The sequence below is a fragment of the Agaribacillus sp. DX54 genome (assembly GCF_056858335.1).
Genome location: NZ_JBXEQE010000001.1, coordinates 320,215 through 347,010 on the forward strand (window position 1 = coordinate 320,215; position 26,796 = coordinate 347,010).

Genomic DNA, 26,796 nt, shown 5'->3' on the forward strand with positions numbered 1-26,796 from the left:
AGGGCGGGGCCTTACAGTCTTTTAACCCTGGGTTCAAGGTCGGTTAATTCCGCGATGCGGACCGGATTGCCCGACTCAATACTTTTTCGCGCTGCTACCCCGATGAGGATCGACATGGCGCCGTCTCTTACACCGGCCGCCCTGTCAAAGGGGTCCTTTTGCTGTGGGTTTTTAAAGATTTTATCGTGAAGCCGTTTGTCTCCCCCTCCATGGCCACCACGTTCCATGCCCACCTGGGTGGTTTCAAAATCACTCCAGAGCTTATGCACAATAATGGGCTCGGAAGACTGGTCTTCTTTGCGGTTCTGGTTCATTTCCGCTGCGTGTAGTTCAGACTGACTTAAGTTTTCCTTTTTATAATAGGGAATATCCAGCCAGGCCTCCAGCCGGCCTTCTGTTCCATTAAAAGCAATACGCCAACCCTCAAAAGGCGAATAGGTGGTAAGGGAATAATTTACAATGGCATCATTGGCATATTTAATCTGGGCAGACATTTTATCATAGATGTTTATTTCAGGGCGAAACAAACAACTATCCCTCACGTAACCGTCATACTTTTCATTAGCCACGTACAGTTCCATGGACCGTTTGCTTTTAGTAATGTCCCAATGAAATTTACATTCCTTTTTATAATCACAGGTCCGGCAGTTTTCACCTCTGAAAGGACCATTGTGGCCATAATGCTCAAGGGCTCCATAAGCAAATACCTCTGCGGGGTCTGAGTCCAGCCACCAGTTGAGCAGGTCAAAGTGGTGGGTTGACTTATGCACCCAAAGCGTACCCCCTTCCTGCCTAAGACCATGCCAACGTCTGAAATAAGAGGCCCCATGATAGGTATTCAGATACCAGTGAAAATCGACAGAGGTTACTTTACCAATGGCACCATTCATCAGCAGTTCCTTGATTTTGGTGCTGTAGGGACTCCAACGGTAATTAAACCCGACGATCAGGTTCTTATTGGATTTTCTTTCAGCCTCGAGAATCGCCTGGCACTTCACTTCATCGATCGTCAATGGTTTTTCAGTGAGCACATCACACCCCATGTTCAGTCCTTTGATGATAAACTCATGGTGATTAGCGTCCTTGGTGGTGACGATGACCAAATCTGGTTTGGTGGTGGCCACCATCTCCTCAAAATTCGTAAACGTAGGGCAATTTACTCCTATATACTTTTTGCCATAGGCGAGCCTGCCGGGATTATTGTCACACAGGCCAACGAATTCAAGAATATCGCCATATTCTTCCACCAGGCGTTTTCCCCAGAAGCTGGTGCCCCGTACCCCTGTGCCCACCAGAGTGACCTTCAATTTTGCGCCGCCCAAACCAAACCCCCATGAGGGCAGTGATACCATAGAGCCACCCGCCAGCATGCTTACTGTGGTTAAAAAAGTCCTTCTTGAGTTTTTCATGGTTAAATTATTTACGATTTAAATTTACTGTGTGAGTTTAAGTAGATGGCATGATGATATACCCCGGCAGGGAAACCTGAATACTGCATATCCGGTTTTAAAATCATAGTAGCCCATTTATATGTCAATCTTGAAATTAAAGCTTTATCCAATACAATGCAATCGATTGCAATAAATTATTTATTTCGTCATTCGAGTAAAAGGGAAAATTTTGACAAATGTTAAAAAGTTTTCCACGTGTAGCTACCTGATTATGCTTTAATTCTGTATTTTTTAGGTCTGTTAAGCCGATCAGCCTATGAGTAATAAAAAAGTCAGTATTTACGATATTGCCGATTACCTGGGAATAGCCTCCTCCACGGTTTCCCGCGCGTTAAATGACCATGCCAGGATCAGTGAGAAGACCAAAAAAGAAGTGAGAAGGGTTGCCAAGGTACTGGGATTTGAAAAGAACCACCTGGCTACCGGCCTTATCACCAACCAATCTTTAACCATTGGTGTGGTGGTGCCTGCGGTCAACAGGAATTTCTTTGCATCCGCGATTACCGGTATCGAAAAAATAGCCTCGGAAAACGGGTACACCGTGCTCATTTGTCAGTCACATGATCTTTACGACCGGGAAGTCGAGCTCTTCGATACTTTAATTGCCAACCGGGTTGACGGTATAATAGTTTCCCTGGCCATCAATACTGAACAGTTTGACCATTTCAGAAAGGCCAGGGATGCTGGTATCCCGTTGGTATTTTTTGACCGGGTTTGTGACGAAATTGAAGACACCTTTAAAATTGTGGTGAAGGACTTTGAAGGGGCGTATCTTGGCACCAGTCACTTGGCTGAGCAAGGCTTTAAAAGAATAGCCCATATAGCCGGATATCAAAGTCAAAAGATTTTCAGAGACCGGTTGGCAGGATATAAGCAGGCATTGCTCGATGCCAACCTGCCCTACGACGAAAAGCTTGTGAAATATTGCCAGCTAACCACTGAAGATGGCACCGGAATCGCAGAAGAATTGCTTCAGCATCCACCCGGACCCGATGCTTTTTTTTGTGCCAATAACCTCACCGCAATCAGCGCTATGGCCTATGCGCTCAACCATCATATCAAAGTACCTCAGGAAATGGGCATCGTAGGCTTTAGTGAAGAAACAGTCTCGTCTCTGTTAAAACCTTCAGTGACTTCAGTGAGACAGCCATGCGAGGAAATGGGAACGCTTGCCGCCCAAAAGCTGTTGGAAGAAATAAACCAGGAGCCCGCCGGCCAGCTTGATTTTAAGGAAATCGCCCTTAGCACCGAATTGATCGTCAGAGAATCCTCGACCCCCCGTTAATCTATGTGAACACCCCCTCACCACCAATCCCAAACCTCCATCACCCACCACCAATCCCCCATTACCCACTACTAATCCCCAATCCCTCATCACCCACTACCAATCCCCACTCCCCATCGCCCACCACCGATCCCTCATTGTCAACTGTCAATTGTCAATTCCCCCTCCCCCCACTGTCTTTTCGAAGCGTTGATTTCCTCGGAATGAGTTTAGGTGCTATGATAATGGTTTTGGGAATGTAAGCGGTATCATTTTCTTCAATGGATTCTACCAGGGTTTTGGCGATGGTTTTGCCCATTTCAGTGCTGAACTGGTCAATAGAAGTAAGGCCGAAAAGTTCGGTAAAAGGTTCGTTGGCATAACCGCAAATGCCTACATCGTCCGGAATAGTATAACCCATTTCGTTCAACCGTATCATGGCACCCAGGGCGGAATAGTCACTGGAGGCAAATATGGCATCGGCACATCCTCGCTTTGTAAAAAGTTGGGTTGTAATGCTCTCTCCGTCTTCTTTGGTAACACCATTTTGAATCACTAACTCCGGCAAAAAAGGTATGCCATAATCTTCAAGCGCCTGTTTGTAGCCCAGAAAACGATCTTCAAAAATGTTAATATGCTGTGGGCCGGCGTAATGTGCGATTTTGCGATAACCTTGATCTATCATATGTTTGACGGCATCGTACGCCGCACCAAAATTATCGTTCATCACCTTATGGCCCTTTACTTTTTTTAAAACCCTGTCAAATTGAATGAGAGGAGTGCCTCTGGCAATGATACCTTCCATGATTTCCGAATCCGTGGTTTCTGCGGATATGGAAACCACCAGGCCCTCTACATTATTTCTTAGCAGGGTCTGAAAGCTGGCTTTTTCCTTTTCAAAATTTTCATTGGATTGGCAGATCAAAACATGATACCCCCGTTCGTATAAATAGGTTTCGACAGCGTAGATGACATTGGAAAAATACTCCCGGTCTACCCTCGGTACTATTAAGCCGATGGTGTGGCTGCGACCACTTCGCAATCTGGAGGCCAGTGAATTGAAATTGTAATTCAATTTTTTAGCGGTCTTCCTGACCAGGTTCTTTGTCCTGCTATTGGTGCCCGGATGATTATTTAAGGATCTGGAAACGGTTGACGCAGAGATATTGAGCTCACGGGCAATATCGTGAATCGTAGTACTCTTTTTTACCTTTTTATTGGACTTACTCATTATCTGTACGCTTATGCCTTACCGGAGCCTAAACCATAGCCATTGGTTTAACCCATTAAAATATCCCGGCTATTAGTTTTTAGGTGACGAAAACCCCGGGTTATTATAATAATACTTATATTACCTTTTTAAGTCAAAGCAAAATTGTTATTTTTGTGCAATCGATTTCATAAATTTTGCCATCATAAAAAACTTAAACGATTAGTAATTCGCCAATCTCAGGCATGGCTGCAATAACCTCGACGTCATGAAGTCTCTTAACAGAAATACCTTACAGAAACCGGCATTACCGGTAAAAATTCTACAATTTGGAGAAGGGAATTTCCTTCGCGCATTTGCCGACTGGATGCTTGATATTTTAAATGAAAGGGCCGGTTATCAATCGGGAGTGGCAGTGGTGCAGCCCATTCCACAGGGTATGGTGGCCAGGCTTGAAGAGCAGGACGGCCTTTACCACCACCTTTTGAGAGGGTTATCAGACGGAAAAATTGTAGACGAAACCCGTTTGATAACTTGTATCAGTCAATGCATCGATCCTTTTAAAGAACCAGCCCAATATTTTGCTCAGGCGGTAAACAGGGATTTAAAAATTGTCATATCCAATACAACAGAGGCAGGCATCAGGTTTGATGAGCGTGATAGGCCAAACCCCGGTGACCTGGCAGCAACTTTTCCGGGAAAACTGTCGCAGTTACTGAAAGTAAGATTTGATCATTTTCAGGGCGCCCCTGAAAGCGGATTGGTATTTATTCCATGCGAACTGATAGACCGCAATGGCGATAAACTGAAAGAAGCTATTCTAAACTATTCGGAGATATGGAACTATCCGGAGGAATTTGTTTATTGGCTGGAAAACTACAATTTTTTTGGCAATACCCTGGTAGACCGGATTGTGCCTGGTTTCCCTTCAGATGAAATTGATACCCTTCGGCAAAACCTCGGCTACCGGGATGATTTGATGGTTTCCTCCGAGTCTTTTCATCTTTGGGTCATTGAAGGGCCAGGAGAAATTGCCAGGGCATTTCCGGCTGATAAGGTTGGTTTAAATGTGAAGTTTGTACCCGACATGGAGCCTTACCGTACCAGAAAAGTAAAAATTCTGAATGGTGCTCATACCGCAATGGTGCCAATAGCACTACTCGCAGGCATTGAAACAGTCAAAGATGCAGTTGAAGATGAGGTCATTGGCCAGTTTATCAGGGAAATGCTTTTTGAAGAGATCATGCCTACCATCGATATGCCGGAAAGTGAATTGAGGGCTTTTGCTGAAAATATTATAGAGCGCTTTCAAAACCCTTTCATTCGTCATGCGCTCGAGTCAATCTCTTTAAACGCCATATCGAAATTTAAGGTACGGGTATTGCCTTCCCTGACAGGATATTTTAAAATAAAACATCAATTGCCAAAAGGATTGGTGCTGGCGCTGGCAAGCCTGATAAAACTTTATCTTTCTCCTGATTTTGAAGCAAAGGATGACAGGAAAAACCTTGAGTTTTTCAGTGAGGCAAGCGAACAAAGTACCTCAAATGATGATTTGATACAAGCCCTACTGGGCAATATCTACTTTTGGGAGATGGATCTTAATACAATACCCGGTTTAACCAGGGAGGTTCTAAGTGTATTTAACGCACTGGAAATCGGGTCTCCCCGTAATTTATTAGCAAGACAAAAATATGAATAAGGCACTGACCATTAATGATACAGATAACGTAGCGGTTGCATTGACTGACCTTCTGAAAGGTGATGTCATCCGGATAAATGGGGAGGAACTATCGCTGGTAACCAATATCAGGGCTAAACATAAAATTGCCCTTAAAGATTTTGGAAAAGGTGAAAAGGTGTACATGTACGGAGTCGTTGTAGGTGAGGCCAGCCGGGAAATTGCAAAAGGTGAGCCCATAACTACACAAAATGTAACCCATCGGGCGTCCTCCTATGAACTTGGGAACCGAAAACAAGTTACCTGGACGCCTCCTGATGTTTCTACATGGAAAGACACCACCTTTGACGGCTATCACCGTAATGACGGACAGGTGGGTACGGCCAATTATTGGCTTGTTTTTCCACTGGTGTTTTGTGAAAACCGCAACATCGAGGTGATTAAAAAGACTTTTGAAAAGACTTTGGGCCTGGAAAAGGAGGTGCGGTACGAGTCCTATCTGAGATCGCTGGTTGAGCAATACAAATCCAATGATCAAAGGTTGACAGGGATCGAACCACCATCCATCCCTGCAACACAAAATTATGTTTCTGACAAACCTGAGCTATTTGAGAACATTGATGGAATCCGTTTTTTGACCCATCAGGGGGGGTGTGGGGGGATACGTCAGGATGCGGAAACACTTTGTGGGTTGCTGGCGGGATATGTGAACAATCCCAATGTGGCGGGGGCCACCGTGTTGAGTCTTGGCTGTCAAAACGCACAAATTCAGTTGTTTAACGATGCGCTTAAAAAGATAAATCCGAATTTTGATAAGCCTGTGATTATGCTTGACCAGCAAAATACAGGCACAGAGCAGGAACTGATTACCAAAGCCATCAAAGAAACCTTTTTGGCATTAATCGAAGGCAATAAAATCCAAAGAAAACCCGCACCTCTTTCCAAATTAACCATTGGTCTGGAATGCGGTGGTTCTGATGGCTTTTCCGGTATTTCCGCGAACCCTGCAATTGGCTATACCTCTGATCTGCTGGCGGCATTGGGCGGCACGGTGATTTTGTCAGAATTCCCGGAGCTTTGCGGCGTTGAACAGGAACTTATCGACCGCTCGGTCAGGCCGGAGTCTGCAAAAAAGTTTGTCGAGCTGATGAGGGCCTATGAAAAAGCGGCAGAGAATGCCGGTTCCGGGTTTGATATGAACCCATCTCCGGGCAACATAAAGGATGGCCTGATCACAGACGCCATGAAATCAGCAGGAGCCGCTAAAAAGGGGGGCAACTCTCCGGTGAATGACATTCTGGATTATACCGAATATGCGACCAATCCCGGCTTAAACCTGCTTTGTACGCCTGGCAATGATGTAGAGTCAACGACAGGACTGGCTGGTTCCGGGGCTAATATTATCCTGTTTACTACCGGGTTGGGTACACCCACCGGAAATCCGGTTACCCCGGTAATCAAAATTTCTTCCAACTCCCGACTGGCACAGCGTATGCCTGACATTATAGACATAAACACCGGCCCTGTGATCGAAGGTAAAAAAAACATTGAGGCAATGGGCGCCGAAATACTGGATCATGTCATTCAGGTGGCTAGCGGTAAACGAATTACAAAGGCCATGCAACTGCGTCAATATGATTTTATTCCGTGGAAACGGGGGGTGTCATTGTAAATGAATGGATGACTTTAAAAATGTCTCATTAACTTATTGAACAATCACTTCGATCTCATCACCGATGTCTATTTTTCCTGTCCTTCGCGGAATAAGATGCACACCAAAGGATACACCTCCCCTTGGATGTTTCCGGTAAGTAGCCAGTGTCCTAAGTGGCTCCCGATGGGGTGATTTTTTATAGGTTACCGGATCTATGGTGCTAAAAACACATCGCTTACATGGCTGACTTACTTCAAATTCACAATGCCCGATGCGGATTTTCTTCCAGGTATCCTCCTCATAAGCCAGGCAGCTTTCTATTGTTAAATTTGGCCTGAAATGTTGCATGGTCACCGGCTGGTCGAGCCGCTGGTTGAGATCCTGCAAGGATGCATTGGATATAAGGAGCAGGGGGCATTCGTCTGCATAGGTTACCACATCGTCCGGTTTGCCTCCATATTTCGGTAAAACTTTCCTCGCAAAGTCATGGCCCATGTATACGAAAAAACACCGTACGCCCAGATACTTTGAAAAAAAACGATGGACAGCCTCACCTGTATCATAACCGCTGGCATTTTGCCCGAAGACCTCTAATTCAGGAAGTTTTTTACCGGTGTCGAATGGGACCTTCAGGGCTTGTTTTTGATCATGGAAGATAATAAGACCATCATCCTCGATCACGGTTGAAATTCCCAGCAATTCAGGAAACTCACGAGCAGTGATTACTTTTAAATTTTTGTCAAACAAAGCCCAGTTACGGTCATACTGCAATCCGTAATGTAGCACCTCGCATTCCTGCATGGTGATGCCCTTCGCTGATTTAATCGGATAAGTGGTAATTGTCGCTATTTTCAATGCGGTAAAAAAAGTTGGTTTAGCTGATGCAAAAATAAATCACTGCAAACAAATTCGGGCCTGATGTTGCATTTGATTTATGGTCAGAAATTCCGAACCTGCCAATGCTATTATTTACTATATTCATAACATAATCGTAAAAAATAATATCAAAGTTTGTATATTTCTTTTTTTTAAAGTATCCTTGTTTTTAAGTGCTATCGGATCATATGGATTTGTTTGTAGAGATTTTTGAACCTTTCGGTTGGTATGATTGCCTATTGGATTGAAAGGTCCGGATCAGATTCCACCCTAAAATTAACCTTTATTTAAACGATTTATATTTTTAAATAAATGCTATAATTCTATTTTAGATTGTTTTTTGGAATTATGAGCCCTTTTTTGGTAGAATTAACAACAATCGATAGGGAAACGGAAACTATATGAAACAATTAGTGTTACTGCTTTTTCTGTTTAATTCCGCAGCTTCTGCTGTCTGCGCGCAAATTATCAGGGAAAATTTTGAAACGCATAATCTCAAGGATGCCATATTTCTTTTTTCAGAAGCCCGATTTGGAAACTTTATCTATGAATTCGGATGCGATGGGGCTCCGGTAGACAGTTCCTCATTAGCCACTTATTTTGATAATGACGGCAGTATTTTTGTGGGCCAGCAAAAAAGAGTGACCGATTTCAGCATTAAAAGTTATAATGGTCATGTCTTTGCCCTTAACTCGCTTCAACTCTCCTCAAATCATTCTTTCTCCAATCCGGATGAGAAGGTAGTGGTAAGAGGTTTTCGTGCCGGCAAATTGGTAACTACACCTGTGACGCTTGAAATCAGGAAATTTGAACCGCCGGGACGTGATTACGATATGGCCGCTTACAAGGGATTTGAAAAGGTCGATGAAGTAAAAATTACCGGTAATGACCTGCAGTTCACCCTCGAAAGTTTTGCCTACACGCCTGGGGCCACCGGTGGTTAAAAGAAAGCTCCCCAAAAAGGATGGAAATAAAAAAAGGTAATCACCCAAATGCACCATGGTACCCCATCATGGTTTTTCTGCTTTAAGCAAATCCCGTAATTCTGATTTTCAGTTGTTTTACTGATGCGAAGAACCCATTTTTCGCCTTAGCTTTGAGAGTTGATTAACCAGAATTATTGGAATTTTTATGAAGCAGTTAATATTATTGTGGGCGCTGTTGAGCGCTGCGAGTGCAAAAGCGCAGGAACAGATAACCAAAGAGAATTTTGAAAACCAAGACCTCGGAAATGTTACATTTTTGATGTCTGAAGCCCGTTACGGAAATTTTATATACGAATTCCGGCATGATGGATTACCCGTAGACAGTTCTTCACTGGCCACCTATTTTGACAACGACGGGAGTATTTTTGTGGGTCAGCAAAAAAAGGTTACCGATTTCAGGATTCGAAGTTTTAATGGTGATGAGTTTTCCCTTAATTCTTTTCAGCTCTCTTCAAATCATCCTTATCCTAATCCGGATGAAGAGGTAATGATACGGGGATGGCGTGATGGAAAGGTAGTAACTCCTCCGGTCGCCGTTGAAATCAAATTGTTTGAGCCGCCTGGAAATGATTATGACTTCACATTATACCAGGGCTTTGAAAAAGTAGACGAAGTAAAAATTACCGGAAGCAATCTTCAATTTACCCTGGAGAGTTTTACATACAAGCTCGGCGGTGCATCTGTGGCTAAGGAAAAAGGGGAAAAAGGAGGGAAGCACTAAAAATAATTGTTGAGTATATATTAATTGAATATGATAGATTATGGAAGGGCAGCAACTTATAGACCTTAGTTACCTGGAGCAAGTGTGCAGTGGCAATAAAGCTTTGGTAGCAAAAATGATTGATTTGTTTATTCAACAGACGCCATTGCAAATGAAACAGATGTGGGAATACTCCTTAGCCGGTGATTGGCATAAATTTTTTAATGTTGCCCATAAAGTGAAGTCCTCATTGGCCATGATGGGCGTAAGGTCATTGGAATCTTCAATGGAAAATCTGGAAGAGTATTCAAAACATAAAATCCAATTACATGCTGTGCCGGATTTACTTAAACACGTAGAAAGTATGTGTACACATATTATACAGGAAATTGAAAGAAGTTATCGCCCTTCTTAAGAAAAAGACAGCTTCAAAACATGCATGCAGCAGTTAACCAATAAAATCAAAACAGGTATGATTAAAATATTTATTGTGGAAGATGATACCATGTTTGGTGAACTGATGAAAATGAAGTTGGAGGAAAATGATACATTCGATGTCAGCCTTTTCAGGAGCGGTGAAGAAATGTTCCGGGAACTTCATCAACAACCGGATATAATCATTCTTGATTATTTTTTGCCTTACAAAAACGGGGTACAAATTATCAGGGAATTAAAAAACCTCAGCAATGACCTCTCGATTATATTACTTTCCGGTCAAAAAAATGTTGAAGTCGTAGTGGAGGCTTACAATCTTGGTGCAAAAAACTATATTATCAAAAATGAAAATGCACTGGTGGAGTTGGATAATAGTGTTAGAAACCTTTGCGATACCATTAACCTGAAAAAAGAGATTGACTCGCTCAAGGGCCAGATGATCAACCGTAACAGGTACAGTAATATTGTGGGGGAAAGTGAATCCATGAAGCAAGTCTTTAGCTTAATGCAAAAAATCGAAAACTCAGATGTGCTTACCCTTATCACAGGAGAGAGCGGGACCGGAAAAGAGGTAGTGTCCAAAACTTTACATTACAACTCGTTACGGCGGCGTAAACCTTTTGTTGCCATCAATGTGGCAGCTATTCCCGATGACCTGATAGAAAGCGAGCTTTTTGGTTATGAAAAAGGTGCATTTACAGGGGCCACAGGCAGGCGGATAGGAAAATTCGAGCAAGCCAATCATGGCACCATTTTTTTAGATGAAATTGGGGAAGTAAACCTCAACGTTCAAAAAAAACTATTGAGGGTACTACAGGAGAAGAAAGTTAGCAGACTGGGCAGTAATAAGGACATCGATTTGAATGTCCGCGTCATAGCTGCCACTAATCAAAGCCTGGGAAAGCTTGTGAAAGCGCAGAAGTTCAGGGAAGATTTATATTACCGGCTCCAGGGCTTTCTGATACACCTTCCCCCGTTGCGTGAAAGAGGAAATGATGTCATTATTTTAGCCAAATATTTTCTGGAAGATTTTTGCCAATCTAACAAAATTAAAAACAAATCTTTTAGCTCCGGCACACTGATGGACCTGGTCAAATACCCATGGCCTGGCAATGTCAGGGAACTTAAATCAGTAGTGGAAAGGGCCTGTTTAATCAGCGAAGGCGAAAAAATAAACCTCGAAGATCTCATTTATTCCGAAGCCATCGACTGATTTTTTTCATTTCAAGATTAAAATGAAGAATACCCGGTTTAAGTGTTTATCTTAAACAGGTATCCGGATTAGGAAAATTACCTAATCGAAATTTAAGAAATTCCTCTATTTTTTAAATGCATTTAGGCTGCTAATTTTGTCGTAGAAAAACAAAAAGTTATTAGATGTTATCCAGTATCTTCCCTAAAAAAATTGATCGGCAGCTAGCATCACTATTACTTAAGATTTTAAATAGTCAGGCTGAAAGATTTTCAGGAATAACTATACGATCCTGTGACGTTAAAATACTCAATCTGAATCTGTTCAGAAAGCCCCTTTTATTGACCCCCGCTTCGCCCGAAGTCAGGGGGTCGATATTTTCCCGTAGTTACCGAATATTTGGTTTGGCAGAAAAGTTGACCGACAAAATTAGATTAAAACAGCATATTTGACTGGAAATTTTAAATTTCGAAAGTTCCCTATAATTGAGGCCGTCTCAAAAGTAATTTGAACGGCCTCAGTTTTTTGTATTGGGGAATTTTCTCAGGTAGGTACCCGAATATGTTTACCCTTTTGAGACAGCCTCTTTTTTTAATTCCCCGGTAACTTTAGTTGCGACGTTCACCGGTCGATCGGTAGTCTGCGGCTGCATTGCTGAATAATGTCGATTTTTCCAAACTGTCAGGGTTAAGTGAACCGATCCGTGGTTGCGGATTGTCAAAGGTTGTAAAACCCGAGGGATTAGATTGGTTGCGGTATGAGGTTGTTATCCATTGTTGGGATCTGGCTACATTGGAAACCCTCACCTCATCAATGATTCCGTCAAAAGGGTTGCTTTTGATGGCCTGGTTTAATTGTGATCCTATATTCAATCCGCCGGTTGTATTCCGGGCGACTGTATTGTTTACTTTGCTTCCATAATCGAAACCATTGACATATAGGCGAATCTTTTCCTGATCCCAGGTGAAGGCGATATAATACCAGGTATTGGTTTCCAGGTCAATAGCAGACCGTTCATAGCTATACACACCGTTATCGCCGGTGATTCCAAAGGTTAACCGCCGGCGCTCATTGCCGCCCAGAAATTGGATGAAGTAAGCATCATCACTAAAGTCAGGTTTATCCCCTTTGTAAACTACTCCGGCCCAATCCTGAAAGGAATTGACATAAATCCAGGCCTCGATGGTACCTTCTTTACCAAGATCCAGAGAGTTATGATCATTGATATGAACAATAGAGCCACTTTTGTTTTTAGTGCCTTTAAACTGTCTGGCAAGTCCCACTTTACCCGGTACCGGCTCAGTGCCAATGCTATTGCCGGAGTTCCGGCTTCCGGTAGCATCTTCCATGTTTTCGTTTAAATGCCAGATACCGGTGTAATGCGAATCCCAGGTGAACGAGGTGGATAAATCTTCCTGTATGTTTTCATTGCCGTAATACATGCTGAATCCGGTATCCGTAAACGGAGATAGTTCCTGTAGCCTTACCCAAACCAATAGCGAACCACTATCAGGATCATAGTTTTCAATTTGATGGTCCATCAACTGCCCAAACTCATCCACAAAGACAATGTCGTAGCCATGGATTTCTTCAACCATCCCGCCTTGAGCGCTGGATCTGAGTGTAGGTTCCTCAAGTTGTATTAGCAGTGGAAAGTTAAACAAAACCTGGCTGCCCCTGACTTTGGTATGATCAGCAATAAAGACTTTTTCCCACTTGAAACCCTCCAGGTCCACCATACGTTTTTCCCGCTCCTGCTCATCTTTTTTCTTTTGTCCGTAGTAAATGGCCAGGACGATCGCTGTTGCCAGGGTACCACCTATAGCCACATACTTCAGCGTTGTTTTTAACCTGGTACGATTGGACGGCCCCGGATTTAACCCTGATTTTAAACCCATAACTTAAAATACTAGTGAACTTTAAAACTAATTGCGCTTTCTGCCAGGGTGGGATGGGCCTTGTCTTTATCGGAAACCACCATCTTTTCCCTTTCTATCTGCCAGTTGATTCCCAATGCGGGATCATCAAAGGCAATTCCCCTTTCTGATTCCGGGTGATAATAGGCGTCGGTCTTGTACATGACAACGGCACTTTCACTTAATACCGAAAATCCATGGGCAAACCCTTTTGGTACAAACAGTTGTTTTTGATTCCAGGCAGAAAGTTTAATGGCTTCATAACATCCGAAACCGGGTGAGTTTTCCCTGATGTCTACGCAGACATCCAGAATCTCACCACATAACACCCGTACCAGCTTGGACTGTGCATAAGGAGGAAGTTGATAATGCAATCCCCGAATTACCCCATAGCAGCTTTTGGACTGATTGTCCTGAATGAAATTTGTGCTTATACCTAGCTCATTAAGCTTTTTCTCATTAAAGCTCTCGAAAAAATAACCCCTGGAATCACTGTACACCTTTGGCTCAATGATTACCAACCCCTCAATTTTACCTTTAATAACATTCATGGTTTACGTAACAGGCTTTTTTATCTACCAAATTCATCGGCTATGCTCCGTATTGCGTTTCAATCAGCGGCGCTGCCAGATTTACCAGTTGCTTTTCATTGATCGGTGAAAACCTCTGTGTCTCTTTGCACCTCCGTGGTGAATAATGGTTAATCACAAAGGACAATTGACAATTGATAGTTGACAATTATTTGCACCTCCATGGTGAATAATGGTTAACTACAAAGGCACTAAGACACAAAGAATTTTGTCAAAACATTGTGCAACAGTCACGAGACGCTTGCGCCAATGGTGTATTTCCACACGCCACGTATTTTGTTATTTCTTTGTAGTAGTTATGAATAACCATAGGCTTTCATCTTTTTGATACTTTTCGGCCAGTTTCCATTCGGAACCGCTAATCTTCCCCTTAATTAAATTTTTGATCTCTAAAAGGGTAAACCTGTCAGCGCTACAAACCTTTGCAGCCTCATCTCTTTCGCACGCACGCTCCGCAACCCAACCGCACTTCAGTCCCCCTGACAGGTTATTTCCTATTAGCATTTGAGTTTATATTTATAATTTAATCGCTTCGTTACGTCTCAGATCATCACTGGAATGGATCGTCCTGATCCCAATGCAATGGTAATCGAGGCCCACGCTTTTCATTTTGATGGGATCCAACACATTCCGTCCATCAAAAACGGCTTTGCCGTTCATGAGTTCAGGTATTGCTTTGTAATCCGGAAACCTGAATTCTGACCATTCTGTGATCACCAGCAGAAAATCGGCAGCAATAAGGGCATCATATTGATTTTCACAATATTCCACTTTACTGCTCAATATTTTTTTTGCTTCCTCTTGGGCAACCGGGTCGTACACCTGGATTTTACAACCTGCCGCTAACAACTTGTCAATGAGAATCAAAGAAGGTGCTTCACGCATGTCATCGGTTTGCGGCTTGAATGACAATCCCCAGAAAGCAGCTTTTTTGTTTTTTAGTTCTTCATAGCCGAAATAATCTTCCACCTTGTTATAAAGCACCAGTTTTTGGGAAGTGTTTACAGCTTCTACCGCTTCCAAAACCCGCATTTGATAGTTGTTTTCGTTGGCCGTTTTTATCAGTGCCCTGACATCTTTCGGAAAACATGAACCGCCATAGCCGATACCCGGATAAATAAATTTATTACCGATCCTTGAGTCACTGCCGATTCCTTTTCTCACCTTGTTGACGTTTGCACCCAGTAATTCGCATAAGTTGGCAATGTCATTCATGAAACTGATCTTGGTCGCCAACATGGCATTGGCTGCATATTTGGTCATTTCTGCCGATGGAATGTCCATAAACAAAATGGGATGACCATTGAGCGTAAACGGTTTGTATAAATTTTTCATGATCTTTTTTGCCCGTTCTGACTCAATGCCTACTACGATGCGGTCGGGTTTCAGAAAGTCTTCCATAGCCGCCCCTTCTTTAAGAAACTCCGGATTAGATGCCACATCGAACTCGATAGACTCACCCCTGATGTCAAGTTGGTCCTGAATGGTTTGCCTCACGATCTTTGCCGTGCCCACCGGAACCGTGCTTTTGGTGACAACGATATGATAATGGTGCATAGCCTGGCCTATTTCTTCCGCAACGGCCTTTACATGCTGCAAATCTGCGCTTCCATCCCCATCCGAAGGCGTTCCTACCGCAATAAAAATTACACCGGCGCCCTCTATTACCTTACAGATATCAGTTTCAAAATGTAGTCTTCCCTTTTCCTGATTTCTTTTTACCATGAATTCCAAACCTGGCTCGAAAATGGGTATGATACCTTTTTTAAGATTTTCGACCTTCTTTGCATCGACATCGATACAAGTGGTTTCAATGCCCACTTCAGCAAAGCAGGTTCCTGTGACCAACCCTACATAGCCGGTACCTATTACTATGATTCTCATATATGTGCTTTAATTTTTAGAATGCCCGCCTGTAGCGTACAAGACAGGGCCATTTTGATAGCGATCATTACTTTATGTTAAGTCTTGAATTAAAAAATTAATCTCCGGAGTAAATATTGCATACAAATTTAACCGGTTGATTGCCTGTATTTCAATAGAGTAAAGACCTAAATGGACATTTACGTGATTCCTTTAACCACCTGAAGTCCCATATCTAGTCATAGCATGACTATCACGCCCCCGCTGTTCTGAAAAAATCCTGTAGTGAGTCATACTATGACTCCTATGATAAGGCTACCATGTAGGAAATCCCGTATCTAGTCATAGCATGACTATCACGCCCCCGCTGTTCTGAACAAAATCCTGTAGTGAGTCATACTATGACTCCTATGATAAGGCTACCATGTAGGAAATCCCGTATCTAGTCATAGTATGACTATCACGCCCCCGCTGTTCCGAACAAAATCCTGCAGTGAGTCATACTATGACTCCCATGGTAAGCACCGGTCCTCCTGACACTACCATCATTTCAGCGCTGGATGAATAAATTCCTAATTATGGAATTAAGCATTTCCTCTATTGAATACCGGTTGCCGTTCTTATAATTTTGATAGTTGCTTAAACTGTAAGACACCTCCCTGCTTCAAAACCAATGAATTCATAATCTATTATTAGTGCCGAAGAAATGAAGGAGACAAATTTGAGGAAAATGCTGATTGCCGATGATGATCTGGGAATGAGAATGTTACTGGAAAATTTTTTTAGTCAGAAGTTTGAGGTAACGGTTAAGGAAAATGGTTTGGAGGCATTGAAATGGATGCAGAAAGGAAACGTTCCGGATTTTATCATTGTTGATATTGTCATGCCTGAACTGGATGGCTACGAATTTATTAAAAATGTAAGAAGCAGCGGCTATTTTAAAAGAGTACCGATCATTATGCTGTCAGGATTGGAAAACAGTAAAGAGAAAATTAAATGTCTGAAGTTAGGGGCCGATGATTACATGAGTAAGCCATTTAATCCGGAGGAACTGTCGGTCAGGGTGGAAAACATCATCAACAGAATGTCAGATTTTTATTCTGAAAATAACTGACAGCACTTCTTGTAAAATCAGTAGGTATGGAAGTTAAAAAGATTTTATATGTGGGTGGGGATAGCAGGTTTGCAGAATACCTGCGTTCAAACATCCCTGATTCCATTGAAATTCACTGTGAAGAAAATGGCTTAAAAGCGACGGAGTATCTGTACAATGCCAAAGAAAAACCGGAAGTAATACTTGCGGAATATGATATCCCCGGGGTTTCGGCTTTCCAGTTTCACCAGGCCCTGAGAAATGAGAGCCAGTTTGACACGGTCTCCTTTATACTCCTGACCGGTGCCAATCATCGGAAAATTAATGAAAGGGCTTTTGGTGAGGGCATAGATGATGTTGTGATCAAGTCAATTGAATTTGACAGCTTTCTGTCAAGGTTGGGTTTCCTGGTCACCTTTAGAAATGACTATCATAATTTCACTGAAAATCAAAAAGTAAATATTTACAAAATTCCAATGATTAAGCGGATTTTTGATATAGCAGTGGCATCCAGTGTACTTTTGCTTGTCTCACCTATTTTGATTATAGTGGCTATTTTAATCAAATTAGAATCCAAAGGCCCGGTTTACTATATTTCAAAAAGGGTAGGTACCGGCTACAAGATATTTGATTTTTATAAACTCAGATCCATGTATGTAGATGCCGATGCCAGATTAAAGGATTTATCACATCTCAATCAGTATACACAAAATCAGGAAACTGAGATAGTTATATCTGATCATTGTCCGGAATGTGAGCGGTTAGGGATACCGTGCTCACCGTTGTTATACATCGACGGAAAGGAACTTTGTGAAAGTTTGCATATCCTCAGAAAGAAAAGACAGGGCAGCAGTGCCTTTTTAAAAATCAAAGATGATCCCCGGATAACTAAGATCGGACAGTTTATTCGCAAAACAAGCATCGACGAACTGCCCCAGTTGGTGAATGTCATCAAGGGTGATATGTCTATTGTAGGTAATCGTCCTTTACCGTTGTATGAGGCAGAACAACTTACTTCCGATGCCTGGACAGAGCGATTCAACGCACCGGCAGGTATTACAGGTTTGTGGCAGATTTCAAAAAGAGGCAAAACGGATATGTCGGATGAGGAAAGGAAAAGCCTTGATAACCAATACGCCAGAAATAATTCCTTCGGTAAGGATCTGGCGCTGATTATCAGGACAGTACCGGCTTTGTTTCAAAAAGAAAATGTTTAGGCCGGTGAAAGAGGGGAGAATTGCTTTTTGCAGCCTGCTCATTTTGGGTCTCTTTTTCACGGCGATGGCGCCAGCCCAGATAACTCTTAATGACTCCAACGACTTTGTTCAAGCCGATCAATTATTAGCTGGTGATTTCGTGCTAATGCCTTTAGCAAAAGTAATAGATTCTGCACACTTTCACTCTCCCTCTCTTAAAAATGCCGAATTGGATCTGCAGTCACAGGAACTGGCTTTGCAAGATGCAAAACGGGTCATTTTAAAGGCTTTGAGCTTTAACGGTAGCTATGCTTATGGCACGAATGCCCGTTTCAGCAGTTCTGAAAGTTCTTCAAGTGAGCTAAACAATTCCCTGAGCGTCACCGAAAGTGCTAATTATTCACTTGGGTTAAGCATAAGGGTGAGCCTCTATGATATATTAAACAGAAAAAATGTGCTCAACCGTACTACCCTTGAAATAGAAAAGTTTAAACATAACCGGGAAGTTTTGCTGCTGGCCATCAATGAATTGGTAGTTGCCGCATACCATGATTGCCTTCTTAAGAAAAAGCTTATGGACTTGTATGCCTCTGACAAAGTGTCTGCCAGTTTAAACCTGCAGATGGCCAGAAAGCAATTCCAGTCAGGTGAAATTACCATTGTCCAGGTTACTGATGTGGTTGATTCCCATTCCAAATCCATTATCAACTTCGAATCAGCCAGGGTAGAACTCCGGATGAGCCTTTTCAAATTAAGTCAATTGTCAGGTATGCGTGTTGAGGACCTGATCATGAATGTGAATTAGTGAAATTATTAGATTTTATACGGCTTATTATCCATAACTTAAGGATCCTTCTTGTGGTGCCTGTGGTTTTGAGTACGACCGTGTTTATGCTCACGCGAAATGAAACTAAAACCTATACCTCCGGCACTACCATTTATACTGGCTTTGCCTCGGGGTATACGATTGAAGGGAATAATAAGGCGGATTTTTTTAATACCGCCATGGCATTTGATAATCTTTTAAATATTACCAAGGCCCGGGAAACACAGGAAATGGTGGCCATCAAATTGATTGCCCGTCACCTGATGCTGGAACAACCGGATATCAGGTATATTGCGCCAAAGTCATTTGTAGAGTTTCAAACACTTTTTGCCCCACAGTTGAAAGAGCGGTTGAAGGACCCGAATTCTTACGAGAATACTGTGAACAATATTATTGAATTCAAGGAAAGCAGTGATACCAATGACCTTTTCAACCTTTTAAATTCCGATCATAAATATTATTCCATTGCTGCTATCTCCACAGCGAAAATCAGGCGGGAAGGGAATAGTGACCTGATATCTGCCGAATATACCTCTGAGGATCAAAGTATTTGCAAAAACACGCTGGAAATCCTTACAGAAGTATTCATCAGCAAATATAAAAGCATCAGAGAGGATCAAACCAGTACAGTGGTCAATTATTTTGAAGACCGGCTTAACAAGGCTTTTAAGAGGTTGGCAAAAGCCGAAGATGCCTTGCTGGATTTCAGAACCAAAAACAGCATTATCAACTATTATGAACAAACCCGTTTTATTTCTTCGGAAAAGGAAAAACTGGATAAAGATTATAATGACGAAAAAATAACGCTGGCAGCGGCCCAGGCAAGTATGAACAGTATCAACAAAAAACTGAATGCAAGGGAAAAAATGATACTCAATAGCCAGGCTGTGATGCAAAAACGAAACGAACTGGCAGGTATTTCCTCCAATATCGCTATGAAAGAAATTAAGAACCCTGATTCCATAGCAACTTCCTACAAGGACGTCGGTGAAATCAGGCAACTTAAAAACAGGGCTTCTTCTATAAAGCGTGAATTACAGCAACTGGTTAGCGATTTGTATGGTTCGACTAATTCCACCAATGGCCTGCCAATACAGGGTTTGCTGGAGCGGTGGATTAACAGCGCTATAGTTATTGACGAAAGCCAGGCCAAGCTAAAAGTATTGGAGAATCGCCAGAAAGACTTTGAAAAAATATACAAAACTATGGCACCCCTGGGGGCGGAAATCAAAAAAATAGAAAGGGAAATTGAGGTTTCGGAGCAGGAGTACCTTTCATTGCTCCGCAGTTTGAATCAAAGTAAGCTGAAACAACAGAATGTTGAGCTATCTTCGGATCTCAAAATTATCGATTCACCTTTTTATCCAACCAAAACCAAGGCTTCGGCCAGAATGATTATGGTGATCGTTAGCGGGTTTGGTGGTTTTGTCTTCACACTTGGCATCGTGGTGGCCATGGAGTTTTTGGATAGTACGTTGAAGTATCCTTCCAGGGCTGAGGAGCAAACGGATTTATCCCTGGCGGGGGCTTTTCCCAAACTGGGTTCAGGTGGGGCTGGTGTTGACATGAATTATATCAACCACCGGCTCGTTGAGCAAATCGTGCAGGAAATCAAGCTGGGTGCCCGATCACTCGATTTAGCCGAAGGGCCTTGTTTTGTGGTGTTTTTTAGCAATCGCAGAGGTGAGGGAAAAACTTTGCTGATGCAAATGATCACCAGGATGCTGAGGTCACTGGGCTATAAGGTGGCCAGGGTTTCACCCGCTGGTGATGACAGTATTCCGGCTAATGACGCTGTCCATCATATAACCTATCCGATCGATAAGGATTTTTATGAATTTAAAAAGGTAGATCGACTTTTCAGACATTCTGATTTCAAGACGGCCGATTTTGATTTTGTTTTTACTGAAATGCCACCCCTGTTACATTACCAATATCCTATTGCCCTGATTGAAAAGGTGCATTTATCTTACCTGATCGTGCGGTCCAACCGGAAGTGGAACCGTGCCGATGAAACCAGTTTGAACACTTACCGTCAGATTGTTTCTCATAAACCACGGGTGATAATCAACGGTGTGAAAATTGAAACGCTGGAATCAATTATCGGGGAAATTCCTAAAAAACGGAGCTGGCTCAGGAAGACTATAAAGAGATGGGTGAAATTCGAATTCAGATCCAGAAAGCATTTTTAAGGTCATGTTAAAGAGAATTATCAGGGACAATCACTTTCTATCATTAAGCACCAACGGCTTTACGGCGCTGTTTGGCCTGTTATCCTTTATGCTCCTGGCCAGGGGCTATCACAAACAGGATTTTGGTTCGTGGGTATTGTATTTAACCGGTTTTTCTTTTGTCGAAATGCTCAAAGCAGGTATTGTACATGCCGCACTTGTAAAATTTCTCGCGGGAAAATCAGGAGAAGAGCAAAAAGTCATTATCGGATCGAGCTGGCTGATCAGTTTATTACTAAACACTGCTGTAATAGCTATTCTTTATCTGGCATTTTTTCTTATTCCTCAGAAAATCGAGTCTTGGGGTCTTTATTTGTTCTTTAAATATTATCCCCTGCTTGCCTTGTTTAACCTGCCTGTCAATTATACGAACTGGATTTACCAGGCCAGGGAAAATTTTAACCGTATTTTGCAAATAAGACTTGGGTTTGCTACGGTATTTTTATTGGTGGTGGCAGGTAATCTATGGATGAATTACTCCATTGAAAATCTGGTACAATATCATGTTCTTCTGCATCTGATGCTGGGTGTTTTGTTAATAATCACAGGAAAGAGTGGAATCGGGTATTTGCGCTATTATCAAACTCACACCTGCAAAGCGCTCTTTGGGTTTGGAAAATATAGTTTAGGCACTTTGATAGGTACTAACCTCTTAAAGAGCGCAGATACACTTCTCATAAGCTTCTTTCTCGGCCCGGCTTATGTGGCGCTTTACAGTGTTCCCTTGCGTTTGACGGAAATGCTTGAAATCCCGCTGAGAAGCCTTGTTGCCAATGCGCTTCCTAAAATCTCAACAGCCGGCAACAAGAATGACAGACAGCAGGTGAAGTCCCTCTTTTACCGGTATGCGGGGATCCTTTCGATCCTTTTTGTCCCCTTTATGCTGGCAGCCTTTGTTTTTGCGGAGGAATTGGTGACGTTGGTCGGAGGCATTGAATATGTGGATACTGCCATCGTGTTTAGAATCTTTTGTGTTTATGGTTTGTTGCTGTCCCTGGACCGGTTTACGGGAGTAACCCTGGATGCGATCAACAAACCACATTACAACCTGAAAAAAGTAATCCGGATGGCAACAGCCAATGTCGTTGGCGATATGGTGGCCATTTTTGTGATCGGAGAAATCTGGGCCGTGGCGCTGGTTACGGTTTTAAATGTGCTGGTTGGTGTTATTGTGGGCTATTACTTTTTGAAAAGACATGTACCTGTCCGGTTAAACGAGTTATTGTACGAGAGCTGGAAAGGGTTGGTCCGCCTGCTTAGGTGCCACCGAAACCCATTACCCGATAAACCTTGATTGTATGGAAAGTTTTACCAGAATCACCGGACCGGATCAATTGCGTAGCAAGGTAATTTTCATCTTGCTGACCGGCATGGGCGTAGTTCTGGGATTCCTTACGGTCAAAAAAGGCATGACATTGCCAGTCATGCTGATCGTTTTACCACCCTTGGCAGGATTCGTTGTATCGATTTTTCTGAATCCGAGAGTTGGGGTTTTATCTTTTATCATTTACTGTTTTTTCGTCACAGGTATATCCAGGTATGTCCCTGGCATTCCTTATGGTTTGGGGATGGATGGACTTCTGGTTTTATCATTGCTGGCAGTATTTTTTGGGGGATTCAGGAAAACCGACTGGTCTCCCGCCAAAAATGACCTGACCATCCTGTCGCTCATATGGTTTGTCATTAATATCCTGGAATTGGGTAATCCTTATGGGGGCAGCCCGGTCGGATGGTTTTATGGAATGAGATCAGCTACCCTATACTGGACTTTGGTAACGCCTTTAACCTTCATGCTTTTAAACAGGAAGAAAGATCTGGACTTGTTTTTATGGATAATATTAGGCCTATCCTTGTTTGGGGCACTCTGGGGAATACGGCAATACCTCTTTGGAGTTGATGCCATGGAACAACGCTGGCTTGATAATGGCGCAGCAAAAACCCATGTATTGTTTGGCAAACTAAGGGTTTTTTCCTTTTACAGCGATGCCGGGCAGTTTGGCGCCTCCCAGGCACATGTGGGCATCATGGCATTATTTCTGGCGTTTGGCCCTTTCAGTATGAAAAGGAAATTGTTATATGGGCTGATGGGTTTGATTATCATCTACGGTATGCTCATTTCCGGTACGCGCGGAGCATTATTTGTTTTGTTTGTGGCAGTAGCTGTGTATTTGTTTTTAACAAAAAATATTAAAATTCTGGTAGTGGGTGGCATTTTGGGAATAGGAGCGTTTGTCTTTCTCAAATATACCAGTATCGGGAGTGGCAATACCGAAATAGTGCGTATGAGAACCGCTCTTGACCCCAACGACCTGTCTTTTCAGGAAAGGCTTAAAAATCAACGAATATTGAGCGATTACCTCAGCACAAGACCTTTTGGAACCGGGGTGGGAACTATTGGTAACTGGGGAGTTAAATACAATGAACATAGATTCATTTCCCAAATCCCTCCTGATAGCTTGTTTGTAAAAGTCTGGGCCGAATATGGCATAATAGGATTCCTGGTGTGGCTTGGCACTCAGCTTTATATCCTGGGCAAATCCTGTGGAATTATCTGGAACCTCAGGGACCCCGGGCTCAAACAGAAACTCATGGCCCTGACTGCGGGTTCGGCCGGAATTTTACTGGCCAGCTATGGCAATGAAGTGCAAAATCAGATGCCAAGCTCTGCGATTGTTTATATGAGCTGGGTATTTACATTTATGGCGGTTAGGTGGGAAGCACAGGATAGTATATCAAAACCGAAGAAAGAGTAAAAACTTAAATAAAGCATAAAAATACAATTATGGAACCGTTGATATCTGTTATATCCGTCAACTACGATCAATCTGAACTTACCTGTTTGATGATTGCATCTTTGAAAAAATGTTCTTATAAAAATATCGAGGTGATTATTGTCGATAACGCCTCTCCCAACGATGATCCCTATTTGATTTCAGAACAACACCCCGATGTAAACCTGATCGTTTCTCCATCGAACCTGGGATTTGCGGGAGGTAACAACCTCGGGATGGAGTTGGCAAGGGGAAAGTATATCCTTTTTCTGAATAATGACACTGAGGTGGAGCCGGGTTTTTTGGAACCCATGGTCAAGGCACTTGAAAATAACCCGGACATAGGAATGGTTTCACCTAAAATCATTTACCATAATACCGGCAATATCATTCAATATGCCGGGGCAGTTGCCATTGATAGGGTTACGGGAAGGGGAAGAAAAATTGGGCACGGGGAAATAGATATTGGCCAGCATGATCAATCCGGGATAACTGATCTGGCTCATGGGGCCGCTTTGATGATTCCCATGAAGGTGATCCATGAGGTAGGCCTGATGCCCGATATATTCTTTTTGTATTATGAAGAACACGACTGGTGTGAAATGGTCAAACGGGCAGGCTACAAAGTCATGTATGTGGCCGAAGCTACCATTTATCATAAGGAGTCAATGTCGGTGGGAAAGCATTCACCCCTGAAATCTTATTTCATGGGAAGAAACAGGCTGATGTTTATGAGAAGAAATTCGCGAGGTATCGACTTTATCATGAGTCTCCTGTATTTTTTTATAATTGCTTTCCCCAAAAAAATTGTAACGCATCTGATAAAGCTTGAGTTTAAGCTGCTTTCCTCCTATGTGAAGGGGGTAAGCTGGAATTTACGTCATCGGGATGTGCGCCGGAATCCCCGGATATCGAACAGACCTGACGGTACCGGTACCGTCATTAATACCTACAAACATGAATCAGTTGGTTTTTAATTTAAAACATTTCAAATTATGGCCCTGACCGCGATTATTAAACACAGAGTGAGGGACAAATACCAGTCCTTAAAGTCGGAGCATCACGGGCTATCTTCAATAAAGATCCTGGGGTTGTTCATACGACAGTTCACCCTCGGGCTCTGGCGCCTTTTGTTGGCCAGGATATACCTTGCCCGATGTAACCGGGTAGGCAGGCTTGTATCAGTGAATGGTAAACCATTGATCAGGAATAAGGGAGCCATCCACCTGGATGATGAAGTGAGGGTTTGGTCTGACATTAACCGCGCAAAAATATTTGTCGACAAAGGTGCCTCGCTGGAAGTAGGCAGCAACTCGAGGATCAACGGTGTGCACATTTCAGTCAGCAATAAAGTCATTATTGGCCAAAATGTGAGAATGGCTCCTTATACAGTAATTATGGACAGCGATTATCACGACGTAAATAATCACTTTGCCGAAGGTGCCAGGTTACCGATAATCATTAAAGACAATGTATGGCTTGCTTTGAGGTCAACCGTTCTTAAAGGTGTGACGATCGGGGAGGGGGCGGTAGTAGCTGCCGGTGCCCTTGTTACTAAAGATGTACCGCCCTATACGGTGGTGGCGGGTGTGCCTGCGAAAGTGATTAAAAAGCTTGACAAACAACCCTTATCATCTGACTAACACTTTAAATATTTAAGTTATGGAAATAATAGCATTGATGTATAAAGTATTATGTATGATCTTTTACGGCTATTTTGTGGTGAGTGTCGGTTATATTGCTTTGCTGGCGGTCGCAGGGAACTTTACTTACCGGCCTCAAATTAAAAATAGTCCGTTAAAATCCGGAATGGCGGTATTGATCCCTGGTTATAAAGAGGATGAGGTGATTGTCGAGGTAGCCAGGGAGGCGCTTAATCAGGATTATTCCCAAAAAAACTATGAGGTTTTTATCATTGCGGATTCCTTTGCGCAGAACACCCTGGATAAACTGAGCCAACTGGCTGTTACAGTTATTCCTGTTAAATTTAAAAATTCCACCAAAGCAAAATCCATAAATTTTGCCCTGAATACACTCAATTCAAGCGATTTCGAGCTGGTAGTTATTTTGGATGCCGACAATGTTATGGCCCCTGACTTTTTGGCATGTGTCAACCAGGCCTTTCAGCGTGGCTATAAGGTCATCCAGGGACATCGTACCGCCAAAAATAAGAATACCCCGTTTGCCATCCTCGATGCGGCCAACGAGGAGATCAACAACCATTTTTTCAGAAAAGCACATCGGGTGTTGGGTATGTCCAGCGGACTAATTGGTTCGGCAATGGCTTTTGAACTCAGTTATTTTAAGAAAATCATGGCCGGTATCCATGATGTGGCCGGGGAAGATAAGGAAATCGAGCTGAAGATTTTAAAAGACAAAGTGAAAATCGAATATCTTGAAGATGCGTATGTCTATGATGAAAAGGTGCAAAGTGCGCAGGTATTTTCAAAACAAAGAACGAGGTGGATCGCCTCTCAGCTTTATTATTTCCGGAATTATATGGTCAAAGGGATACGCGATCTGCTGATAAAAGGAAATATTGACTTCTTCGACAAGGCTTTTCAAACAGTTATCCCCCCACGCATATTAATGCTGGGTGCATTGGTGATACTGAGTGCGGGGGCCTATTTTTTAAAGGTTTGGCCTGGGTTTGCCTACTGGTCCAGCCTGCTGGGTATCAACATCGTTTCCTTGTTTTTAGCCTTGCCGCGGAAGTTTTATAACAAGGATTTAATAAAGGCCCTGATCAATATTCCCAAAGCCTTTTTTTATATGTTAAAGGCCTTATTTAGTATCAGGGGGGCTGACAAGAAATTTATTCATACGCCGCACACTTCTTCCGATCACCTAAAACCATAACC

The 26,796-nt window shown here is 42.7% G+C and carries 23 protein-coding genes; 16 read left to right on the forward strand and 7 right to left on the reverse strand.

All coding sequences use genetic code 11. The features are described 5' to 3' along the window. Nucleotides 1-11: 11 nt before the first annotated feature. The gene (locus tag AC04NP_RS01285) at nucleotides 12-1,409 is read right to left on the reverse strand and encodes a Gfo/Idh/MocA family oxidoreductase (protein ID WP_482857485.1); all 1,398 of its coding nucleotides are present in this window, start codon (nucleotides 1,407-1,409) and stop codon (nucleotides 12-14) included. Between the two features lie 298 nt (nucleotides 1,410-1,707). Between AC04NP_RS01285 and AC04NP_RS01290 the strand changes: the two genes are divergently transcribed. Then, complete coding sequence (locus AC04NP_RS01290) at nucleotides 1,708-2,736, forward strand: LacI family DNA-binding transcriptional regulator (RefSeq protein ID WP_482857486.1); 1,029 nt, start codon at nucleotides 1,708-1,710, stop codon at nucleotides 2,734-2,736. 154 nt (nucleotides 2,737-2,890) lie between these two features. On the opposite strand, the gene AC04NP_RS01295 is transcribed toward AC04NP_RS01290, so the two are convergent. Beyond that, the gene (locus AC04NP_RS01295) at nucleotides 2,891-3,946 is read right to left on the reverse strand and encodes a LacI family DNA-binding transcriptional regulator (protein WP_482857487.1); all 1,056 of its coding nucleotides are present in this window, start codon (nucleotides 3,944-3,946) and stop codon (nucleotides 2,891-2,893) included. 247 nt (nucleotides 3,947-4,193) lie between these two features. Here AC04NP_RS01295 and AC04NP_RS01300 point away from each other — a divergent pair, with 247 nt between their 5' ends. Both AC04NP_RS01300 and AC04NP_RS01305 read left to right on the forward strand, forming a co-directional pair. Beyond that, the gene (locus AC04NP_RS01300; protein WP_482857488.1) at nucleotides 4,194-5,627 is read left to right on the forward strand and encodes a tagaturonate reductase; all 1,434 of its coding nucleotides are present in this window, start codon (nucleotides 4,194-4,196) and stop codon (nucleotides 5,625-5,627) included. Continuing rightward, complete coding sequence (locus tag AC04NP_RS01305; protein ID WP_482857489.1) at nucleotides 5,620-7,278, forward strand: UxaA family hydrolase; 1,659 nt, start codon at nucleotides 5,620-5,622, stop codon at nucleotides 7,276-7,278. Before AC04NP_RS01300 ends, AC04NP_RS01305 begins: the two co-directional genes overlap by 8 nt. A gap of 33 nt (nucleotides 7,279-7,311) precedes the next feature. On the opposite strand, the gene AC04NP_RS01310 is transcribed toward AC04NP_RS01305, so the two are convergent. Continuing rightward, nucleotides 7,312-8,115 (reverse strand): MOSC domain-containing protein, encoded by an 804-nt coding sequence (locus AC04NP_RS01310; RefSeq protein WP_482857490.1) that lies wholly within the window; start codon nucleotides 8,113-8,115, stop codon nucleotides 7,312-7,314. A gap of 422 nt (nucleotides 8,116-8,537) precedes the next feature. Between AC04NP_RS01310 and AC04NP_RS01315 the strand changes: the two genes are divergently transcribed. The 4 genes from AC04NP_RS01315 (at nucleotide 8,538) to AC04NP_RS01330 (ending at nucleotide 11,470) form a co-directional block, all read left to right on the forward strand. Further along, nucleotides 8,538-9,080, forward strand: a complete 543-nt coding sequence (locus AC04NP_RS01315; protein WP_482857491.1) for a hypothetical protein — start codon at nucleotides 8,538-8,540, stop codon at nucleotides 9,078-9,080. 187 nt (nucleotides 9,081-9,267) lie between these two features. Further along, nucleotides 9,268-9,843 carry a hypothetical protein gene (locus AC04NP_RS01320; RefSeq protein ID WP_482857492.1) on the forward strand — a complete coding sequence of 192 codons (576 nt, stop codon included), beginning with the start codon at nucleotides 9,268-9,270 and terminating at the stop codon, nucleotides 9,841-9,843. Nucleotides 9,844-9,883: 40 nt separating this feature from the next. After that, nucleotides 9,884-10,237 carry an Hpt domain-containing protein gene (locus AC04NP_RS01325; RefSeq protein ID WP_482857493.1) on the forward strand — a complete coding sequence of 118 codons (354 nt, stop codon included), beginning with the start codon at nucleotides 9,884-9,886 and terminating at the stop codon, nucleotides 10,235-10,237. A gap of 57 nt (nucleotides 10,238-10,294) precedes the next feature. Further along, nucleotides 10,295-11,470 (forward strand): sigma-54-dependent transcriptional regulator, encoded by a 1,176-nt coding sequence (locus tag AC04NP_RS01330; protein ID WP_482857494.1) that lies wholly within the window; start codon nucleotides 10,295-10,297, stop codon nucleotides 11,468-11,470. 587 nt (nucleotides 11,471-12,057) lie between these two features. Here the strand turns inward: AC04NP_RS01330 and AC04NP_RS01335 are convergent. From AC04NP_RS01335 to AC04NP_RS01350, 4 genes are all read right to left on the reverse strand, one after another. Then, nucleotides 12,058-13,347 carry a DUF2341 domain-containing protein gene (locus AC04NP_RS01335; RefSeq protein ID WP_482857495.1) on the reverse strand — a complete coding sequence of 430 codons (1,290 nt, stop codon included), beginning with the start codon at nucleotides 13,345-13,347 and terminating at the stop codon, nucleotides 12,058-12,060. A gap of 11 nt (nucleotides 13,348-13,358) precedes the next feature. Next, the gene (gene rfbC, locus AC04NP_RS01340; RefSeq protein ID WP_482857496.1) at nucleotides 13,359-13,916 is read right to left on the reverse strand and encodes a dTDP-4-dehydrorhamnose 3,5-epimerase; all 558 of its coding nucleotides are present in this window, start codon (nucleotides 13,914-13,916) and stop codon (nucleotides 13,359-13,361) included. 318 nt (nucleotides 13,917-14,234) lie between these two features. Then, complete coding sequence (locus AC04NP_RS01345; protein ID WP_482857497.1) at nucleotides 14,235-14,459, reverse strand: hypothetical protein; 225 nt, start codon at nucleotides 14,457-14,459, stop codon at nucleotides 14,235-14,237. A 12-nt stretch (nucleotides 14,460-14,471) separates the two neighbouring features. Further along, nucleotides 14,472-15,839 (reverse strand): UDP-glucose dehydrogenase family protein, encoded by a 1,368-nt coding sequence (locus AC04NP_RS01350; protein ID WP_482857498.1) that lies wholly within the window; start codon nucleotides 15,837-15,839, stop codon nucleotides 14,472-14,474. A gap of 685 nt (nucleotides 15,840-16,524) precedes the next feature. Here AC04NP_RS01350 and AC04NP_RS01355 point away from each other — a divergent pair. Genes AC04NP_RS01355 through AC04NP_RS01395 form a run of 9 tightly spaced genes read left to right on the forward strand, consistent with a single transcriptional unit; the run spans nucleotide 16,525 to nucleotide 26,794 of the window. Further along, nucleotides 16,525-16,932 carry a response regulator gene (locus AC04NP_RS01355; RefSeq protein WP_482857499.1) on the forward strand — a complete coding sequence of 136 codons (408 nt, stop codon included), beginning with the start codon at nucleotides 16,525-16,527 and terminating at the stop codon, nucleotides 16,930-16,932. Nucleotides 16,933-16,958: 26 nt separating this feature from the next. Beyond that, complete coding sequence (locus AC04NP_RS01360) at nucleotides 16,959-18,128, forward strand: sugar transferase (RefSeq protein WP_482857500.1); 1,170 nt, start codon at nucleotides 16,959-16,961, stop codon at nucleotides 18,126-18,128. A gap of 4 nt (nucleotides 18,129-18,132) precedes the next feature. Continuing rightward, nucleotides 18,133-18,912 carry a TolC family protein gene (locus AC04NP_RS01365; RefSeq protein WP_482857501.1) on the forward strand — a complete coding sequence of 260 codons (780 nt, stop codon included), beginning with the start codon at nucleotides 18,133-18,135 and terminating at the stop codon, nucleotides 18,910-18,912. Further along, the gene (locus tag AC04NP_RS01370; protein WP_482857502.1) at nucleotides 18,912-21,125 is read left to right on the forward strand and encodes a GumC family protein; all 2,214 of its coding nucleotides are present in this window, start codon (nucleotides 18,912-18,914) and stop codon (nucleotides 21,123-21,125) included. Before AC04NP_RS01365 ends, AC04NP_RS01370 begins: the two co-directional genes overlap by 1 nt. 4 nt (nucleotides 21,126-21,129) lie before the next feature. Next, complete coding sequence (locus AC04NP_RS01375) at nucleotides 21,130-22,458, forward strand: lipopolysaccharide biosynthesis protein (RefSeq protein ID WP_482857503.1); 1,329 nt, start codon at nucleotides 21,130-21,132, stop codon at nucleotides 22,456-22,458. A 4-nt stretch (nucleotides 22,459-22,462) separates the two neighbouring features. After that, nucleotides 22,463-23,917: an O-antigen ligase family protein gene (locus AC04NP_RS01380; protein WP_482857504.1), complete on the forward strand. Its 1,455-nt coding sequence runs from the start codon at nucleotides 22,463-22,465 to the stop codon at nucleotides 23,915-23,917. A 29-nt stretch (nucleotides 23,918-23,946) separates the two neighbouring features. Then, nucleotides 23,947-24,912: a glycosyltransferase family 2 protein gene (locus AC04NP_RS01385; protein ID WP_482857505.1), complete on the forward strand. Its 966-nt coding sequence runs from the start codon at nucleotides 23,947-23,949 to the stop codon at nucleotides 24,910-24,912. Nucleotides 24,913-24,930: 18 nt separating this feature from the next. Continuing rightward, nucleotides 24,931-25,578 carry an acyltransferase gene (locus tag AC04NP_RS01390; RefSeq protein ID WP_482857506.1) on the forward strand — a complete coding sequence of 216 codons (648 nt, stop codon included), beginning with the start codon at nucleotides 24,931-24,933 and terminating at the stop codon, nucleotides 25,576-25,578. Nucleotides 25,579-25,597: 19 nt separating this feature from the next. Further along, nucleotides 25,598-26,794, forward strand: a complete 1,197-nt coding sequence (locus AC04NP_RS01395; RefSeq protein ID WP_482857507.1) for a glycosyltransferase family 2 protein — start codon at nucleotides 25,598-25,600, stop codon at nucleotides 26,792-26,794. Nucleotides 26,795-26,796: the final 2 nt, after the last annotated feature.